The organism is Chitinophaga oryzae, from assembly GCF_012516375.2.
GTDB classification, from domain to species: Bacteria; Bacteroidota; Bacteroidia; order Chitinophagales; family Chitinophagaceae; genus Chitinophaga; species Chitinophaga oryzae.
Genome location: NZ_CP051204.2, coordinates 952,370 through 968,303 on the forward strand (window position 1 = coordinate 952,370; position 15,934 = coordinate 968,303).

Annotated in this window: 20 protein-coding genes; 8 read left to right on the plus strand and 12 right to left on the minus strand. The window is 50.6% G+C overall.

Annotation, left to right across the window (positions count from 1 at the left end; genetic code table 11):
• Nucleotides 1–85: 85 nt before the first annotated feature.
• Nucleotides 86–679 (minus strand): Crp/Fnr family transcriptional regulator, encoded by a 594-nt coding sequence (locus HF324_RS03995; RefSeq protein ID WP_168809758.1) that lies wholly within the window; start codon nucleotides 677–679, stop codon nucleotides 86–88.
• A gap of 36 nt (nucleotides 680–715) precedes the next feature.
• Here HF324_RS03995 and HF324_RS04000 point away from each other — a divergent pair, with 36 nt between their 5' ends.
• On the plus strand, nucleotides 716–913 hold the full coding sequence (locus HF324_RS04000; protein ID WP_168809760.1) for a bacteriocin immunity protein: 198 nt from the start codon (nucleotides 716–718) through the stop codon (nucleotides 911–913).
• A 14-nt stretch (nucleotides 914–927) separates the two neighbouring features.
• Here HF324_RS04000 and HF324_RS04005 read toward each other — a convergent pair whose 3' ends face one another.
• Complete coding sequence (locus tag HF324_RS04005; RefSeq protein ID WP_220100669.1) at nucleotides 928–1,347, minus strand: DoxX family protein; 420 nt, start codon at nucleotides 1,345–1,347, stop codon at nucleotides 928–930.
• A gap of 109 nt (nucleotides 1,348–1,456) precedes the next feature.
• Between HF324_RS04005 and HF324_RS04010 the strand changes: the two genes are divergently transcribed.
• Both HF324_RS04010 and HF324_RS04015 read left to right on the plus strand, forming a co-directional pair.
• Nucleotides 1,457–1,840, plus strand: coding sequence for a winged helix-turn-helix transcriptional regulator (locus tag HF324_RS04010; protein ID WP_168809764.1), 384 nt, complete (start codon nucleotides 1,457–1,459; stop codon nucleotides 1,838–1,840).
• Nucleotides 1,841–1,935: 95 nt separating this feature from the next.
• Entirely contained in the window at nucleotides 1,936–2,463 is a 528-nt protein-coding gene (locus HF324_RS04015) for a hypothetical protein (RefSeq protein ID WP_168861947.1), read from the plus strand.
• A gap of 36 nt (nucleotides 2,464–2,499) precedes the next feature.
• Here the strand turns inward: HF324_RS04015 and HF324_RS04020 are convergent, their stop codons facing one another.
• The 4 genes from HF324_RS04020 to HF324_RS04035 all read right to left on the minus strand — a co-directional run bounded on the left by HF324_RS04020 (nucleotide 2,500) and on the right by HF324_RS04035 (nucleotide 7,307).
• Entirely contained in the window at nucleotides 2,500–5,634 is a 3,135-nt protein-coding gene (locus HF324_RS04020) for an ABC transporter permease/M1 family aminopeptidase (RefSeq protein ID WP_168861948.1), read from the minus strand.
• Nucleotides 5,631–6,503 (minus strand): ABC transporter ATP-binding protein, encoded by an 873-nt coding sequence (locus tag HF324_RS04025; protein ID WP_168809769.1) that lies wholly within the window; start codon nucleotides 6,501–6,503, stop codon nucleotides 5,631–5,633. Before HF324_RS04025 ends, HF324_RS04020 begins: the two co-directional genes overlap by 4 nt.
• Nucleotides 6,504–6,576: 73 nt before the next feature.
• Complete coding sequence (locus HF324_RS04030; protein ID WP_168809771.1) at nucleotides 6,577–6,786, minus strand: helix-turn-helix domain-containing protein; 210 nt, start codon at nucleotides 6,784–6,786, stop codon at nucleotides 6,577–6,579.
• Between the two features lie 2 nt (nucleotides 6,787–6,788).
• Nucleotides 6,789–7,307 carry a DUF2975 domain-containing protein gene (locus HF324_RS04035; RefSeq protein WP_168861949.1) on the minus strand — a complete coding sequence of 173 codons (519 nt, stop codon included), beginning with the start codon at nucleotides 7,305–7,307 and terminating at the stop codon, nucleotides 6,789–6,791.
• Nucleotides 7,308–7,456: 149 nt separating this feature from the next.
• On the opposite strand from HF324_RS04035, the gene HF324_RS04040 reads away from it, so the two are divergent.
• Both HF324_RS04040 and HF324_RS04045 read left to right on the plus strand, forming a co-directional pair.
• On the plus strand, nucleotides 7,457–8,209 hold the full coding sequence (locus HF324_RS04040; protein WP_168861950.1) for a hypothetical protein: 753 nt from the start codon (nucleotides 7,457–7,459) through the stop codon (nucleotides 8,207–8,209).
• A 2-nt stretch (nucleotides 8,210–8,211) separates the two neighbouring features.
• On the plus strand, nucleotides 8,212–9,069 hold the full coding sequence (locus HF324_RS04045) for a nucleotidyltransferase domain-containing protein (protein WP_168861951.1): 858 nt from the start codon (nucleotides 8,212–8,214) through the stop codon (nucleotides 9,067–9,069).
• 34 nt (nucleotides 9,070–9,103) lie between these two features.
• On the opposite strand, the gene HF324_RS04050 is transcribed toward HF324_RS04045, so the two are convergent.
• Nucleotides 9,104–9,286: a hypothetical protein gene (locus HF324_RS04050; protein WP_192023225.1), complete on the minus strand. Its 183-nt coding sequence runs from the start codon at nucleotides 9,284–9,286 to the stop codon at nucleotides 9,104–9,106.
• Nucleotides 9,287–9,319: 33 nt separating this feature from the next.
• Entirely contained in the window at nucleotides 9,320–9,814 is a 495-nt protein-coding gene (locus HF324_RS04055) for a GNAT family N-acetyltransferase (protein WP_168809779.1), read from the minus strand.
• Between the two features lie 142 nt (nucleotides 9,815–9,956).
• Between HF324_RS04055 and HF324_RS04060 the strand changes: the two genes are divergently transcribed.
• Entirely contained in the window at nucleotides 9,957–10,367 is a 411-nt protein-coding gene (locus tag HF324_RS04060; protein ID WP_168861952.1) for a TolB-like translocation protein, read from the plus strand.
• 174 nt (nucleotides 10,368–10,541) lie between these two features.
• Here the strand turns inward: HF324_RS04060 and HF324_RS04065 are convergent, their stop codons facing one another.
• The 4 genes from HF324_RS04065 to HF324_RS04080 all read right to left on the minus strand — a co-directional run bounded on the left by HF324_RS04065 (nucleotide 10,542) and on the right by HF324_RS04080 (nucleotide 14,450).
• Entirely contained in the window at nucleotides 10,542–12,932 is a 2,391-nt protein-coding gene (locus HF324_RS04065; RefSeq protein WP_168861953.1) for an ABC transporter permease, read from the minus strand.
• Between the two features lie 153 nt (nucleotides 12,933–13,085).
• On the minus strand, nucleotides 13,086–13,415 hold the full coding sequence (locus tag HF324_RS04070) for a hypothetical protein (protein ID WP_168809784.1): 330 nt from the start codon (nucleotides 13,413–13,415) through the stop codon (nucleotides 13,086–13,088).
• A 5-nt stretch (nucleotides 13,416–13,420) separates the two neighbouring features.
• The gene (locus HF324_RS04075; protein ID WP_168861954.1) at nucleotides 13,421–13,801 is read right to left on the minus strand and encodes a DUF4267 domain-containing protein; all 381 of its coding nucleotides are present in this window, start codon (nucleotides 13,799–13,801) and stop codon (nucleotides 13,421–13,423) included.
• A 61-nt stretch (nucleotides 13,802–13,862) separates the two neighbouring features.
• Nucleotides 13,863–14,450, minus strand: coding sequence for a Crp/Fnr family transcriptional regulator (locus tag HF324_RS04080; protein WP_168809788.1), 588 nt, complete (start codon nucleotides 14,448–14,450; stop codon nucleotides 13,863–13,865).
• 84 nt (nucleotides 14,451–14,534) lie between these two features.
• Between HF324_RS04080 and HF324_RS04085 the strand changes: the two genes are divergently transcribed.
• Together HF324_RS04085 and HF324_RS04090 are read left to right on the plus strand one after the other, a co-directional pair.
• The gene (locus HF324_RS04085) at nucleotides 14,535–15,362 is read left to right on the plus strand and encodes a helix-turn-helix domain-containing protein (protein WP_220100670.1); all 828 of its coding nucleotides are present in this window, start codon (nucleotides 14,535–14,537) and stop codon (nucleotides 15,360–15,362) included.
• Nucleotides 15,363–15,432: 70 nt separating this feature from the next.
• Entirely contained in the window at nucleotides 15,433–15,915 is a 483-nt protein-coding gene (locus HF324_RS04090; protein WP_168861955.1) for an anthrone oxygenase family protein, read from the plus strand.
• Nucleotides 15,916–15,934: the final 19 nt, after the last annotated feature.

The window sequence follows — 15,934 nt, forward strand, 5'->3', positions numbered from 1 at the left end:
AAAGGAGTAAAGCGCTTTACAGGGCAAAGGTGGGGATAAACAAAAAAATGCCACTTGACTTAGGTCAAGTGGCAGGAAAAAATTTTCAGGAAGACCGCTTTGACTTCAGCATCCGGCTAAAAAATGCCGGCGTTACGCCAATGAAGGAGGCAATCTGTTGCTGGTTGAAAGAAGCCGCAATACGCTGGTAGCGCCGGAGAAACTGCTCATATCGCGCCGCCGCCGGCAAGCTCAGGATATCGGTGATCCGCTGCTGGCTCATGGCAAACGCCCTTTCGGTGAGTATCCGGAAGTACTGTTCAAAGCGGGGTATCCGGGAAAAAAGGAGTTCCCGGTCTGCTTTCGTCAGCAGCAGCGCCGTAGTAGGTTCCACCGCTTCGATAAACAACTCCGACGGCGTGTCAAAAACCAGGCTTTGATAATCGGCTACCCACCAGTCGGCGATGGCGATGGTTAAAATATGCTCATTGCTTTTCTGGTCCAGCAGATAGCTTTTTACACAGCCACTGGTGAGAAAGACCAGCTGATTACAGACACTCCCTTCCCGGAGGAGATATTCTTTTTTGTGGTACTGCCGTTCCTGCAGCAACGAACAAAAGAAAGCTGTTTCCTCCCCGGTAAGAGAAATGTGTTTGGCTACATTCTGCAGGATGGGCTCATATCCGGTCATCATCTTCATAAAACTAAAATAGCAATTAAATGCTACCTTAACGCAATGACAAGAAGTGAACTGATAAATATCGCCGGAAAGATAGTCGATGCCCAGGGATCGGAGGCTGAACAGGACCGGCTGCTGGACCTGCTGATACAAAATGTTCCTGACCCGAATATCGCCAACTATATATTCTACGATGATTTAACGCCCGAAGAAATTGTGGATAAGGCGCTTGCCTATAAGCCGATTCAGTTGTAACGGCGTGCCGGTGATCAGGCCTGCCGGCAATGAGCTTTGGGGTAGACAGGATATTTGCGTGCTCTTCCCCACACGACTACGGCTGCCAGCAAAGTCACGATCATATTAAACCCTGTAACGGACGCTTCTCCCCGTGAAATATGAAATAAGGTGGCCAGTAGCATCAGTACAATAATGCCAATAGCGGCCCATACGGTGAGCGTCGGCCGGATTCGCAGTAACGATGGCAATAGCAGCCCCAATCCTCCCGCGAGATCTACCACTCCCAGCAGACGTACATATACCGGCGATACCTGTCCCGTCCACGGGTACATGGCAGCCAGTTTCGCGATGGGATATCCCAGCTTCATGATGCCTGATAGCAGGAACAGCGCTGCCAGCAGTAACTGTACTGTCCAGATCAGGATGTTGAGCGCAGACTTTTGTTGTTGCATAAAATTGATTTTTGATGCCATAAAATTAGGCTAGCTTTACTATAAAAGAGTAAGTGCTATACAGGAGTATAGCCCTATACCAGCGTATAGGAGCCTTCAATTGTTACATATGAAAAAGCCATACGATTCCTGGGTCGATTTCCGCCTGTCGCCGCAGGATTGTCCCAAAGAGTATATGCTCGCGTTAAACGATGCGCTGAACGTGCTGACCGGCAAATGGAAGCTTCACGTCATCGGTGCACTGACTACCGGCAAAAAACGCTTCAGCGAAATAGAACGGTTTATCCCGGACATCAACCCGAGGATGCTGTCTAAAGAGTTAAAGGAACTGGAGGTAAACGGTATCATCTCCCGGACAGTACATGATAGCTTGCCGGTCATCGTTGAGTATGAACTGACGAAGTCGGGTAAAGACATTAAGCCGGTGTTTGACGCTATGATCACCTGGGGCCTGGGCCACCGCCAGGCCACGATGAAACCCGGTGATAAATAACCACGGGGAGCCTGTCCCCATATTTCATGCATGATAAGAATAATGTGTTGTAACATTATTGCCTCCCGGCCCGTTCTACGCATAAATCTACGTGCATGAAAAACAACATTTACACCCTTGTACTGTTGATCACTGCTATCTTGTTTGTAGCATGCAAAAAAGACAAGATAGAATACAAAAATGATTTTAACCGGAGCTACCGGGCCTGGCAGGAATTTAAGACCTCCAGTGATAATTCCTACCGCTACAAGCAGATTTGGGGCTCCTGGACCGGCAGCAGCACTGAAGTAACCGTTACGGTAAAATCAGGGAAAGTGGCGCACCGCGCTTATGTAGCCAAACGCCTTAACCACGATACGCAGCCACCAAAGATAGAAGTGTACGCACAGTGGGAAGAAAATGAATCCAACCTCAATGCTCATTCGGATCTCGGCGTTTCACTCACACTGGACGAAATATATGAGAAAGCCCGGGAAGAATGGTTGAAGAAAAGAAGTGACGCAAAGGTGTATTTTGAAGCCAACAACAATGGGCTGATATCCAGCTGCGGCTTTGTGCCGGACAACTGCGCAGACGATTGTTTTAACGGTATTAAGATTTCACTCATTGAAAAAATACAATAAAAAGGTCCCCCGGCAATAATTTCCGGGGCCTTTTGATTATATCTCCATAAACATTTTTTTGATCTGTGCATGGTGCCTGGCTTCGCTGACTGCCAGGAAGGCCTGTATCAGGTCGGTGGAAACCGGCTTGGGGAGCGGGTAATGGTGCTGCTGCAGAAAATGTTGCAGCGCCAGGTTCACTTTGTCTTCCCCGATTAAGTCTGTCAGCGCTACCATCACCATCGCGCCTTTAGAATAAGCGATGTGCGTGTTTTGTCCTGATACTTTATATAAGGGCTGATTGACCGTTAGTCCTTTCTCCGCTTCATAAATCTGCTGATGTATTTTCAGCCTTTCCTGCATTTTTTGTTTACCATATTTTTTCTTGTATAACATCATTTCGGTGTACATAGCCAGCGTTTCGGTCAGCAGGACGGCGCCTTCCCGGTAGTCGGGGTCTATCTGGCTGTTGCCCCACCACTGGTGTGACAGTTCATGGGCGGTTATTTCATGTACTGCATCCTGTTGCCCGTCTGCACCGATGTTGGCACGGAATACCATGTCTTCCGCCATAAAAATAACACCAGGATAAGCCGTGCCGGCAAAGCCCCGTGTAAAAGAGGATATTTCGGCAAACGTGATGCTGCGAAAGGGATAAGGACCGAAATTTTGCCTGCAATAGTCCAGTGCCTGCCGTGCGTCGGAGATCAGGCGCACCACATTCTCTGCGTGCCGGGGATGATAACAGACCCTGATCTCAACGCCGTTGTGCCGTTCCCGTTGGATGCGATAGCCGGCCGATGATACGGCAAAACGGAACGGTACCGGTACCCCGGGCTGATAACGGAAGTAATTCCTGTCGCCTGCCCGCCATTGGGAGGTCAGCTCGCCGGTGCCGATGGCGGTCTGGGCGGAATCCGTGGAGATGACCATGTCGAGCCGGACAAAGTCCTGCGGCGCCCGGACGGTATCTTCGAGCTTCGGTACAGCCGTAGCCGCGCCTAAAGCATATTGCTGCCGCAACAAGGTGTCAGTCAGCTCACGGTCCGCCTGGTAGCCAATTTGCGGGTAATAACGACTGATGCGCATAAAGGAGCCGTTGCCGATGATGGCATTGAATGACTGATGGCCGTTGACGGCAGACCAGTGATAAGAAAGTTCAAAATGAATGGTAGCGCTGTCATCGGGCGCCAGCGGATGTTTTAACGTCAGCTCGGACACGTGTGGAAGGATACGGATGGAATCCCTTGCAGAAATATAATCCGCCTGTACAATGTCCAGCGTTTCATCAAAATTGAGTAATACCTTATCGACCGGTACGCCGGACTTGTTTTTTATAACATAACGACCGGCGATTGTATAGCGCTGTTGTGCCGGATAGAGCTGGATGTTGGTGGTGACGGCAGTAACCACCGGCTGGGGAACGGATCGATAATGACGATACTGTTTTTCGTAACGGGCTGCTGCAGCGTGCTGTGCCCTGTCATCCCGGGGATGATATGCTGTCATCAGATGGATGGCAGAGAATGCGCCGATTCCAGGCAACATAATGTACAGTCCCCATCGCTTACCCTTTGGTTTATCCTTTATCAGCCAGAGTAATGCCACTACACCGGTGCCGAAGAGAAGCCGTTGCGTAAAGAAGAATGTATAACTGCCGTAACCGGTAAAATCACTGTAGGGACCGCTGTGCCCTGTGAAGAAACGTAGTAATGGCGTCGTCAGGACATAGCGCGATAGAGGGCTTGCGGTGATGAGCGCGGTCAGCATGCATAACCCCGACGCTACATAGTGATGGCGGGCCCATTGATGGAACAGCAACAGCATCGCGGCCAGCAGCAGCAAGGGGCAGGTGTTAAACAAAATGATGCCGCCATACGCGGCCAGGTCGATGTGCGGATAGCCGTATGCCACCTGGAACAGGATGGCCTGTAAAATAAGGATGCCTGTGTAACCGCTCAGCAGCAACAGGCAACTGCACCAGTGCCCCCATAGTTTGGCGGCGCGGTGAATGGTCGTGTTTTCCAGGGCCGTAAGCCTGACCATACTGCTTTTCCAGTACAGTTCATGTACAAAGTAAACCAGCAGCAGTACGCCTGCCAGGTGAAAGTTCTTTAGAATAGCACCGGCCAGCAGTCCCGAGCTGGCGTATTGTTGCGGCAAACGGATACCGCTTTCTATGGTGCCGTACAATTCCATGCCCATGTAAAAAAGCAGCAGCAGCACACTGGCGGCGAAGGGGATGCTTTTGAGCGTTTGCCGGATGTCCATGAGGGTAAACGACCATACAGCGTGTGCCCGTGTACGTAAGTCGTTGCCGGTGATTGCCGGTGTGTAGACTGCAGTGCTGAGCTTATCTGCCGGCGGCGCTATACTGGCTTTCGGTGTCTGCCGCAGGGTGTAACTGAATCGTTTGTAACCGATGGTGATCAACAGCAGGGATAAAGCCACTGTACCCAGCCTGTTGACAAGGAAATAACCTGACAGCGGTACCAGCAATGTTTTACGCTGTATGACCATGAAATCCCGGCTCCTATAAAAGTAAGCCGATAAGCCGAAAGGATCTGTCAGGGCGGATAGTTGTTGGGCGGAGAGCGGCTGCGGGGAGGCCTGGGCCATAAAAGGCGCATCTGAAAAAAGCAGCGTAACCATGTATAATACATATAGCAGCAGGCCACCCAGCGCCATCATCAGTTTGTTCTTTGTTTGCCAGGCCAGGAAAAACAATACGCTGCATACAAAGAGGCTGTTGATAGCGCCGAAAATGATATAGGCGTAACCGTAATAATAATATGATACGGTGGCGCCTGTGCGCAGATGCTGCCCGGCTGCAAACCCGATGGTCATCCACAGAAAGCCGGCAGCGGTAACCGCATACAGGGCGAGGAGCCGTCCGGATATGTAACGTCCTTTGCTCAGCGGAGTGCTGAACAGCAGCGCGTCGAAACGGTTGTCCCATTCCCGGAATAATAACGTGGAGGCACATACGGTGGCGATAAAGATGACGGATAAACTGAGTATGCCCAGTATAAAACCGATGCTGTAGGGGGCGTTGGGGCCAACGCCCTCTCCGGCGTAGAGGTGGAAGTTATAGCCGGCAAATACGCCCGTCAGCAGCAACAGTGCAGCGCCGGCGCAGGAAAGTCCGCTTTTGAAAGACTGACGGACGTCAAACAGAAAAACAGCATTCATGCGGAGAGGCATAAGGTGTGAAAGTAAACATGTTCGAGGGTGGGCACAGCGGCTGAAAAGTCTGCCGGCTGATGGTCTGCGTATACCGAGATATGCATTTCCCGGGAAATCAGCTGCTGGCCGATGATAGGGTAATGCTCCCGGTACGCTGACAGCATTGCGGCCGGGATCACCTTTGTCCATACTTTTCCCTGCAGGCCGGTTATCATGTCTTCCGGCGCTCCGGTGGCCAGCAATGTGCCCTGGCGGATAATGGCCATCCGCGAACAAAGGTTCCGCACATCTTCCACCAGGTGCGTGGACAGTATAACGATCATCTCTTCACTGATGTCGTTGAGCAGGATATTGAAACGGTTTCTCTCTTCGGGGTCCAGTCCGGCCGTAGGCTCGTCTACAATGATCATCTGCGGATGGCCGAGCAGCGTCTGCGCCACGCCAAACCGTTGTTTCATTCCACCGGAAAAAGTATGTACGGCTTTGTGCCGCACATCATACAGGTTCACTTTCGCTAACAGGTCCAGTATCTGTGTTTTCCGTTGGCGTGCATTATTTACCCCTTTTAATATGGCAAGATGTTGTAACAGGTCATAGGCGGACACTTTGGGGTAAACACCGAAGTCCTGGGGCAGGAAACCGGTTTGTCTTCTGAGAAAAGCGGGGTTTTCCACCGCGTCTTCTCCATTGAATGTAATGGTGCCTTGCCGGGGACGTTGCAGGCCCATAATTGTTTTCATCAGGGTGGACTTGCCGGCGCCGTTAGGTCCCAACAGGCCGAACATACCGTTGGAGATATCCAGCGATATATGCTGCAATGCTTTTACGCCGTTCTGATAGGTAACGGATAGCTGATCAATGTCAAGTCTGTTCATGGCATAAATGTTTGGGCAATACGATTCCTGGCAATGAAATTCATTGCTTTTTTTAGCGTATGATATGGATGGATTATACTTCCGGTCTGTATTCCAGGATGTCGCCGGGCTGACAGTCGAGGATCTGGCAGATCGCTTCGAGGGTGTCAAAACGAATACCTTTGGCTTTCCCTGTTTTCAGTATCGATAAGTTTGCCGGGGTGATGCCCAGCCGTTCTGCCAATTCTTTGCTTTGCATTTTACGTTTGGCAAGCATTACGTCGATGTTTACGATAATTGGCATAACTATATGAATAAGTCCTGTTCTTTTTGTAGTTGTAAGCCCTGTGTGAAAATCGCGGCGAGAAAATAGATGAAGATACCCAGGAAAAAATGAACGATGACCAACAGCCAGATATCTTTTTCTACTACTGTGAAAGGCCTTGACAACAAGGCTGCCGCGCCGGGGATGAACACATTGAAAAGATAGAAGCGCCGCAGGTGGACGACATTCTCTGAAGAAAACAGCCTGGGCTGGTGAAATACTTTGAACACTTCTGATGCCAGCCAGAAAAAAAGGCTGTAGAGCACGAGCGGCAACAGAAAAGAGAAAATGATATAGGTGGGTGCGGTATCGATGATCAGAAACGGGCTGTTGGTAAAGGGAAACAGGATATTGACAAACGCCCCTCCCGATGTTGCTGATTGTACATTCCATCCTGTCAGTAAACAAACAACGGCATAAACGATCATCAGCAGGTAGCCCATGGCCAGCGTCCTGCTGATATAAAACAGTATTTTCGAGATGATTTTAGTGCGGCGCATTTTACATGGGAATTTAAATTGATGTTTCAAAAATAATAATTAATTATCGTAAAACAATAATTAATTAAAAATTTAGACCTGTTTAACGTAAAAATATCTTCCGGGATTGTGATCGACTTTGTACCTTTCCCGCTTTAAACGGAAATGATATGAGCAACTTTTCAGACATCGGTTTTGATATTAATACGGAAGAGGAATTTCAGGATTTGCTGGAGAAGACGTATCACGAGAGTACGCTCATCAGGGTGAATGACGGAACATATGCGGTGTATGCGGATGAATCGGGCGCAGAACTGTGGATACAGCTCAATAACGCGAACGAATGTATTGGCGCTAATCCACATTATAAAGGAAGCAGCCGGCGGAAAGTTTGTTTGACAGCCACGGTGGAAAGGCCGGAGAGGCCGCTGGACGGCGGCTTTTATGCCTGGGCTGAACCTGCGGCGCAACAACAGCCGGAAAGCGGGCTTTATCCTTTTGTATTCGACGTGCCTGATTTCAAAACGCTGGATCCCTTGTCCTTTCCGGCCGATGTCGAAATTCAGCTGACGGCCTTTGCACAGGATGTGCAGCTGTATGAAAACGAAGCAGCTTTCGACGCTGCACAAACAAAAGAGCCCAAATTTGCGGTACAGTCATTTATTCCCAGTGGATTGTTTTCGGCGTCCGAAGAGGGAGAGCCTGATATGCCGGAGGCATTCGGTTTTTTTACGGGCACTATCAAACGCGCGGAGGGAAGGAAGAACGCTCTTACCGGGCAGATCTTCTACGTGCTGCTGGTAGATACGCTCGGCGGAGAGATAGACGTGGTGGCGGATGCCGGCTTTTTCGAAAAAGCGCCGCTGGTCAATGAAATCATCCAGGTGGAATGCTGGTTGTCCGGTCAGTTAATCAACCCGTAATCATGCATTTATCTGAAAATAAACAACAACTATTAACCCGGATCGCCAACAGCCTGCAACAGGTGGAAGGTGTGGCGGCCGTTGTGCTGGGTGGTTCTTACGCCGCAGGAATGGCATCGGATCAGTCTGACCTGGATATCGGGATTTACTATCATGCCGATAAGCCGTTTAAGGCCGAAGATATCAGCCGCGTGGTAGCGCAGTATGCTGTGAGTCCCGCTACGGTGACCGGTTTTTACGAATGGGGCCCCTGGGTGAATGGTGGCGCATGGATGATGACGACAGCGGGTAAAGTAGATTTTTTATACCGGAATGTACAGCAGGTGCAGGAAACCATCGACAAGGCGCAGCAGGGTATATGGGAAAATCATTATGAGCAGCAGCCTCCTTATGGTTTTTCTTCTGTCATTTACCTGGCGGAAGTCAGTATCTGCCGGCCATTGTACGATCCTGCCGGTGTATTGGCGGCCTGGAAAGAAATAGTATCAGTATACCCGCCGGCGCTGAAGGAAACGATCATCCGGGAATCACTATGGTCGGCTGATTTTACACTCTGGCAAACTGCCGGTTTTGCGGAGAAGCAGGATGTGTATAACACGGTCGGTTGCCTGGCCCGGGCGGTGAAGAATATGATGGCGGCTTTGTTTGCGATCAATGAACGGTATCCGCTGGGAGATAAAAGAGTGACGGCGCAACTGCAGGGCGCTGCGAAGCTGCCGGCCGGCCTGCAGGAGAAAATGGAGGCGGTGCTATGCGTATCCAAAACAACGATCACGGAAAATGTGGAGCGGCTGAAAGCACTGCACCGCGACGTGGTGCTATTGTCGGACGGACTTTATAAACCATTATATCAGTTATAACTGCAAGGAAAGGCAGCCACTGCGGCTGCCTTTTTTATTTAGTTTCGGTGGCTTGTCCGCCGGCAGCTTTTATCCTGTCGGCCGTTTGTTGAACGGAAGCCAGCCGGTGGCCGGTTAAAAATACACGGGCGCCGGCCTGTGCCAGCGCTGTTGCCACGGCGCCGCCCAATGAGCCGCCTGCGCCATAAATAACAGCATTTTTGTTCCGGAGTAGCATGAGCATGGAAAATTTACAGGGTGATGGATATACTTAAGCCAGCAACTTTTCAAACAACAACAGTTCTTCGCCATTGTACAGGATTGTTTCACTGTAATGAAGTCCCAGCTTTTCAAGTAAGTGGATAGAACGTTTGTTGTCCGGCAGCGTGGTCGCCAGGATATGGGTGTGCGTTTTATCTTTTTTCAGCGCTTCCAGCAGGGCGGATGCGGCTTCAAAAGCATAACCCTGGCTGGCATGCTCCGGCAGGAAAGCGAAGCCAATATCATGATGCGGCAGATATGCCCGCTTGATAACGGTAACAATTCCCAGCGGCTGCTGATCCTGTTGCCGGCATACCACCCTGAAATCAGTGTCCGGGTTGTCTATCACCCGTTGTATATAACCAATAGCGTCGTCGATATGATGTACATGCCGGTCGCCGATAAACCGTTTCCAGGCAGGGGTATTCACCAGTACAAAAATAAAGGCAGCTTCATGGGTTGTGATGGGTTGTATGAATAGCCGTTCGGTTTGCAATGTCTCCATCTTGGGAATACTGTTTCAACGAACTTACAATTTTTACAGAAAAATCGTAAATGGATTACATGAGAACTTGATTTAAAATATTTTACAATGTAAAGTTTCCGTTATATATATTGGGCGTTCAACCTAAATGTAAACTTAAACCATGAAAAAACTCATCCTTGGATCCTTCGCTCTGTTGATGTTTTCAGCTTCCATACTGATATTCCAGATCAGTTGTAAAAAATCTGCAGAGGCGGAAACACCTGTAACGCTGTTGAATAACAAAGTTGTGTTTTTACAGTACCGTCATAACGTAGGATCTGAAATATGGACCATGAACCCTGATGGTTCCCGAAAAGTTAAGGTAAATGTTGCCCTGGGCGCCGGCCAGTCTTTGGGCGACGAAGTGCGGCTTTCTCCGGATGGCAGAAAACTTTTCTTCATCGTGTCATCAGGCACCAACGAAACGTATAAGGAAGATATCTATTCCTGCGATATTGAAGGCAAGAACCTGACGAAGCTGTATGATATGCCGGCTGGAAGCGGTAATACGATATTAGGCAGCGTTAACTAACGTTGCAGGATATACTGTGAAAAGCCGGTGCAGTTGCACCGGCTTTTTTATGGTCGTCAGATATGCTGACAGTCGTTGAAGGCTGGTGATAGCATTAAAAAAGGGCGCCTGTAAAAGACACCCTGCTGTATAATACTTCTAACATACCTGCGTTCGCTTTTTAACGCAATATTTTTACTCGCCTCTCAGGCTTTTAATAAGATTGATGTTGATGGTGCGGATTGCCTGTATACTCACCGTTCCAAGGGCAATCATCACAGCCAGCAGGCCCGACAGTGCAAATGTCCACCAGGTTATGCTGGTCTTATAGGCAAATTGCTGTAACCACTGATGCATGGCATACCAGGCCAGGGGCACGGCAATCAGGAAAGCCAGGCCCACCAGCAACATGAAGTCGGCCGACAGGACACGGAACAAGGACAGGCTGCTGGCGCCAAGTATTTTCCGGATACTGATTTCTTTGGTTTTCTGCTCTGCGGTGAAAACCGACAGTCCCAATAATCCGAGACAGGAAATAAAAATTGCCAGCACTGCGAAGATAACGGACAACCGGCCAATTACCTGCTCACTTTTATACAGCCGGTCATATTCAAGGTCAGAAAACTGATAACTGAACGGATACCGTGGATTTAGCCGTTGGTGCAGCTGTTCAAGGGCGCTCAATGCCTGCCGCGTTTTTCCCGGTTGTATCCGTACCAGGAAGCTGCCTGCCTGGAAAGTGCCGAAGATACCGCTGGCCCGGCTGTTGTCCAGCCGTAAGATCAACGGTTCTATCTGCTTGTGCAGCGACTGGAAATGGAAGTCTCTGACCACGCCGATGATCTGTCCTTTTTTACCCCAGAAACTGAGCTGTTGCCCGACCGGCGCTTTAAACCCGATTTTTTTGGCGGCGGTTTCATTCAGCACATAACCCACAGAATCGGTGGCAAATTCCCGGGAGAAATCCCTGCCTGCCGTCAGTTGCAAATGCATGGTCTTTACAAAATCATATCCTACGGTGGAGTGATTGAAATAAGATTTTACATTGGGGTCGCGGCCTTCCCAGTCAACACCATTGGTCTGAAGGGTCAGATCGGTGGGGCTGCCCAGCATCTGGCTGACAGCCATAACGCCCGGCAGTTGAAGCGCTTCCTGTTTAAACACCGTTTTCTGAGCTGCCAGGTCGCCTTCTACAGGGATGCAGACAAGGTTGTCCCGGTCGTATCCCAGGTTCGCGGCCTGTATAAAGTGTATCTGACGGGACACCAGGATGGTGGAAATGATCAGTACGATAGACAGGGTAAACTGAAAGGTGACCAGTCCTTTTCTCAGCCACAGGCTGCTGCCTTTTTGCTGCAGCTGCCCCTTCAGCACTTTTACCGGATGAAAGGACGACAGGAACAGGGCCGGGTAACTGCCGGCAATAACGCCGGTGAACAGCGTTAGTCCGGCGAGAGAGGCCCAGAACAGCGGCTGGTGCAGCGGCAGAACAATGGCTTTGCTTGCCAGCTGGTTGAACGCCGGCAGTACGAGCATCACCAGCAGCAAGGCCAGTATGCCCGCCAGAAATGCAATCAGTACCGCTTCCCCGATGAATTGGCGGACCAGTTGGCCACGTACGGCGCCCATTGCTTTACGCACGCCTATCTCCTTTAATCTGTTGGCCGAGCGGGCGGTGGTCAGGTTCATAAAATTGATGCAGGCGATCAGCAGGATAAATACCGCCACCAGGCTAAACAGCTTGACATAGGTAATGCGGCCGCCGCTGATTTTTCCGTTTTCGAAGCGGGAGTGCAGATAACGTTCATCATAGCGTTGCAGGCCCAGTTCGGCGTAGTAACCGGGGTTCTGGCGGTTATAGGTGCGCAGGAAGCTGACAATCTTTTGTTCCAGCAGCGCGGCATTGGCGCCCGGGCGCAGCAGGATGATGGTTTCCGGGCCGTTGTTGCCCCAATCGAGCAGCCAGCTGTTTTCCTTTTTCAGGGCTTCCCAGTTGAGTAGGAAGTCGAACCGTTGCGACGCATTCGCCGGCAGGTCTTCGAATACCGCGCTCACGGTGAAGTCTGCACGGTTATCATACCGGATCGTTTTATGCATGGCTTTCTCCGGGCTGCCGAAGAAAGCGGTGGCCATCTTCCGGGAGATGGCGATATTTTCCGGGGCGCTCAGCGCTTCGCGGGCGGTGCCTTCCAGCAAAGGGTAACTGAATATTTCAAAAAAGTCGGCGCCGGCTGCCCGCCCTTCTTCCCGCTGTATTTTATCGCCGGAAGCAAAAGCTTTGGTGCTGGCCCATCCCAGGCCGGAAGCTTTTTCTATCTCCGGCATGGTGCGTTTCAGCTCATCCGCCAGCAGACCGGGCGTCTGGTAGCCGCCGTCAATGGAACCCTCGTGGTACAGTCTTTTGTATACGCTGTAAATCCGTGTGCTATTGGCATGAAAGGTGTCTACGCTCCTTTCGTCCTGTACCCACAGGAAAATCAGCAGGCTGCAGGCGATGCCCAGTGCGAGTCCGGCGATATTGATAACGGAAAACCCCTTGTGTTTCCACAGATTCCTGGTAGCGATCCTGAAATGACTCCGAAGCATGATGGAAAATTTAGACAGTGCTGCCACTAGGATGGTGCCACTTTACCGTTCTGTTGATTGTCAGGTAGTTACGGCACGCTGAAAACAGTGGTACGTCCGGTTTTGATACATCTGTACGTCCGGTTTTACATAGATACGACGTTTTACCGGTATTTACACACGGACGACAGCAATCAGTGCTGCCAGCAGGGTGAGGCCTGTCAGCCAGTAATAGGCCGGCCGTGTAAAAGGCTTGTCGGAAAAGCGGCCGTTCAGCACTGTGATCACTCCGAATATCAGCAGTTTGGGTATCACCTTGTAATAGTTGATGGCCGGGTATTTCAGCGCTGCGAGGGCGATACCGGTGAGCAGGATAGTGATGCCCAGTATCAACCCGGTTTTGTCGCGGGGAACGGTGACATCTTTCCATAAAGAGGCAAGGATAAAGAGGTAGCCGGCGAAAGCGCCGAAGTGTATTATCAGCAGGATATTGAAAAGTAACATGGATCTTAGGATTTAGCGGTCGTGCGGATATAATGGAAGCCCAGTGTCAGGCAGAGTACTACGGCGATGGCATGTGGGTACAGATGGGCCGTTTCATAGCCGGCGTGGCTCATCACGATGGAGAAATCCACCATAGGGATGATGCTGCCGGCAAGCAACAGGAAGCCGGCTGCCCTGAATTCCCGCGCCAGTAACAGGATCACGATGATAGCGCCGGTAAACAGGTCACGGATGCCTTTGATATAATGAAAGGAATAATCGCCGCCGGTGGCGGTGTGAATGCCAAAGGCGGTTTCGGCCGGCATAGGCAGCAGCAGGAAACGGGCGCCGATAAAGACCAGGAGCAGACCGGTAAGCAGGGTGAGGTAATAAAAAAACTGTTTCATATGCTTTGTTGAATGTTGAAACAAAGCTATGACGACACTAAAACCTGTCCGTTCACCCGGGTTAATAAATCTGCCGGGAAGCCATTCTTTTACGGATACGGCTCAGGGACGGCGGTTTTACGCCTACAAAAGAGGAAACGTAGTATTGCGGGATGCGTTGCTGCAGGCCGGGATAGTCTGCCAGGAACTGCAGGTACCGTTGCTCGGGCGAATCGGCATAGAGCGACGCTATTTTTTTGATGGCATACACGTAGAGTTGTTCACATACCAGGCGGCCGAAACGTTCTCCCTGTTTTACGCCGGCGTATAGCCGTTGCAGATCTTCATAGGAAATAGAAAGTACCTCGCTGTCTTCCATAAACTGGATGTTGCTGGCCGACGGGGAATGGTCCAGGAAGCTGCTGTAGTTACACATGAAGTCATTTTCTTTACCAAAATCGTAAAGCTGTTCCTCTCCGTTGGCATCGGTAGCGTAATAACGTACGAGCCCGCTGTTGATAAAGCCTACAGCCCTGCATACCTGACCTTCCCGCAGGAAATAATCCTGTTTATTGTAATTTTTAAGCTTAAAAAGTGAAGTGATAAAAGTCTTTTCCGCTGCGTCCAGCGGGATGATATTTTCGATTGCCTGAATAACCTGTTGATACATGCCTTAAAGTTAAGAATGTTATAAGTTTACAGATAATTTTCCTGCGGACCTGCGCGATGGCCGTTTTTATGTAATTTTAGGCAGATGAAGACCGCAGACACTCATATCCGGTACGAACTCATTCCGGCGCCTGTACACCTGCAGGCTTACATCCGTTATTTCTGGACGCTGGAAGGCGATGATCCGCAGGCGCTGGCCAAAGCCTTTGGCTCGCTGGTGGATGGGTGTCCGGGCCTGATTTTTCAACGCCCTGATGTTGGCGCTTTCATCCGGGAAAGTAAAAAATTGCCTGAAATGTTCCTGTATGGCCAGACCACCAAAAACGTGGAAATCGCGTCGCTGGGGGCCGCCAAAGCTACCGGCGTCATTTTTCAGCCAAACGGGCTGAAGTCCGTATTCGGCCTCAATGCAGGTGAACTGACCAACGATTGTGTGGACGTGCAGTTGCTGCCCGGCCATCATCAGCTGCCGGAGCAACTGGCTGCCGCCGGTTCTTCCGCCACGCAGGTGGACATCCTCTCTGCCTGGCTGCATAAACGGATCACCGGTAACGCCGTGTCAACAGACCCGCAGGTGGACTATGCCGTGGCGCAGATAGCTGCTAACAACGGCGCCATCTCCCTCCGGGACCTGCAGGAGAAGCTGCAGCTCACAGAACGCACTTTTGAAAGGCGGTTCAAAGAGCAGGTGGGCATCACCCCCAAATTATTTTCCCGGATATGCCAGTACCAGGCATCCCTGCACCAGCTGAAAAGAAACGACTACAGCAAACTATCGGACATCGCCTTTGAAAACGATTATGCCGACCAATCCCATTTTATCCGTTCTTTTAAGGAATTTACCGGTTGCTCGCCCTACCAGTTCCAGAAGCTGCTCGACGAAGCCGGAGAAGAAATCATGAGAAGTAAATAGACCCTTGTCGGTTTTGTTCAATTTTATCAGTCCTGCCTGCCCTAGCTTTGAGGTATAAACAATCCATCCCATGAACGCAAAACAGATGGTGCTGCTGCTCGCAGTGCTGACCACCGGCCTGCTGTCCGGTATATTTTTCGGATTTGAAGTCTCCATTAACCCGGCATTTGCCCGTTTGAATGATGCAGCGTATATCACCGCTATGCAGGCTATCAACGATGTGATCGTTAACCCGGTGTTTATTTCCGTGTTCCTCGGCGCCGCCATATTACTGCCACTGGCTGCTTTACAACAAGAGGGCCGCAGAAGAAATCTTTTGTGGATGGCAGCAGCGTTGTATATCGCTGGCGTGCTGGGCATCACTTTCGTCTGCAACATACCACTGAACGAGGCCCTCGCGAAAGTCACGGTATCCGGCGCTTCTGCGGAACGGCTGCAGACTGCACGCGAACAATTCGCCGTGCCGTGGAACATGTGGCATACTACGCGTACGTATGCCGGTATTATCGCCACCGCCATCGCTATTGCCGCTTGTCTGCGAAAGGAGGCCTGACGGGATTTTTTTTCAGAGA

What these genes read in the sequence shown, in the direction of transcription:
- HF324_RS03995 (WP_168809758.1), bottom strand. Translation starts at nt 679, where the DNA reads ATGAAGATGATGACCGGATATGAGCCCATCCTGCAGAATGTAGCCAAA.
- HF324_RS04000 (WP_168809760.1), top strand. Translation starts at nt 716, where the DNA reads ATGACAAGAAGTGAACTGATAAATATCGCCGGAAAGATAGTCGATGCC.
- HF324_RS04005 (WP_220100669.1), bottom strand. Translation starts at nt 1,347, where the DNA reads ATGCAACAACAAAAGTCTGCGCTCAACATCCTGATCTGGACAGTACAG.
- HF324_RS04010 (WP_168809764.1), top strand. Translation starts at nt 1,457, where the DNA reads ATGAAAAAGCCATACGATTCCTGGGTCGATTTCCGCCTGTCGCCGCAG.
- HF324_RS04015 (WP_168861947.1), top strand. Translation starts at nt 1,936, where the DNA reads ATGAAAAACAACATTTACACCCTTGTACTGTTGATCACTGCTATCTTG.
- HF324_RS04020 (WP_168861948.1), bottom strand. Translation starts at nt 5,634, where the DNA reads ATGAATGCTGTTTTTCTGTTTGACGTCCGTCAGTCTTTCAAAAGCGGA.
- HF324_RS04025 (WP_168809769.1), bottom strand. Translation starts at nt 6,503, where the DNA reads ATGAACAGACTTGACATTGATCAGCTATCCGTTACCTATCAGAACGGC.
- HF324_RS04030 (WP_168809771.1), bottom strand. Translation starts at nt 6,786, where the DNA reads ATGCCAATTATCGTAAACATCGACGTAATGCTTGCCAAACGTAAAATG.
- HF324_RS04035 (WP_168861949.1), bottom strand. Translation starts at nt 7,307, where the DNA reads ATGCGCCGCACTAAAATCATCTCGAAAATACTGTTTTATATCAGCAGG.
- HF324_RS04040 (WP_168861950.1), top strand. Translation starts at nt 7,457, where the DNA reads ATGAGCAACTTTTCAGACATCGGTTTTGATATTAATACGGAAGAGGAA.
- HF324_RS04045 (WP_168861951.1), top strand. Translation starts at nt 8,212, where the DNA reads ATGCATTTATCTGAAAATAAACAACAACTATTAACCCGGATCGCCAAC.
- HF324_RS04050 (WP_192023225.1), bottom strand. Translation starts at nt 9,286, where the DNA reads ATGCTACTCCGGAACAAAAATGCTGTTATTTATGGCGCAGGCGGCTCA.
- HF324_RS04055 (WP_168809779.1), bottom strand. Translation starts at nt 9,814, where the DNA reads ATGGAGACATTGCAAACCGAACGGCTATTCATACAACCCATCACAACC.
- HF324_RS04060 (WP_168861952.1), top strand. Translation starts at nt 9,957, where the DNA reads ATGAAAAAACTCATCCTTGGATCCTTCGCTCTGTTGATGTTTTCAGCT.
- HF324_RS04065 (WP_168861953.1), bottom strand. Translation starts at nt 12,932, where the DNA reads ATGCTTCGGAGTCATTTCAGGATCGCTACCAGGAATCTGTGGAAACAC.
- HF324_RS04070 (WP_168809784.1), bottom strand. Translation starts at nt 13,415, where the DNA reads ATGTTACTTTTCAATATCCTGCTGATAATACACTTCGGCGCTTTCGCC.
- HF324_RS04075 (WP_168861954.1), bottom strand. Translation starts at nt 13,801, where the DNA reads ATGAAACAGTTTTTTTATTACCTCACCCTGCTTACCGGTCTGCTCCTG.
- HF324_RS04080 (WP_168809788.1), bottom strand. Translation starts at nt 14,450, where the DNA reads ATGTATCAACAGGTTATTCAGGCAATCGAAAATATCATCCCGCTGGAC.
- HF324_RS04085 (WP_220100670.1), top strand. Translation starts at nt 14,535, where the DNA reads ATGAAGACCGCAGACACTCATATCCGGTACGAACTCATTCCGGCGCCT.
- HF324_RS04090 (WP_168861955.1), top strand. Translation starts at nt 15,433, where the DNA reads ATGAACGCAAAACAGATGGTGCTGCTGCTCGCAGTGCTGACCACCGGC.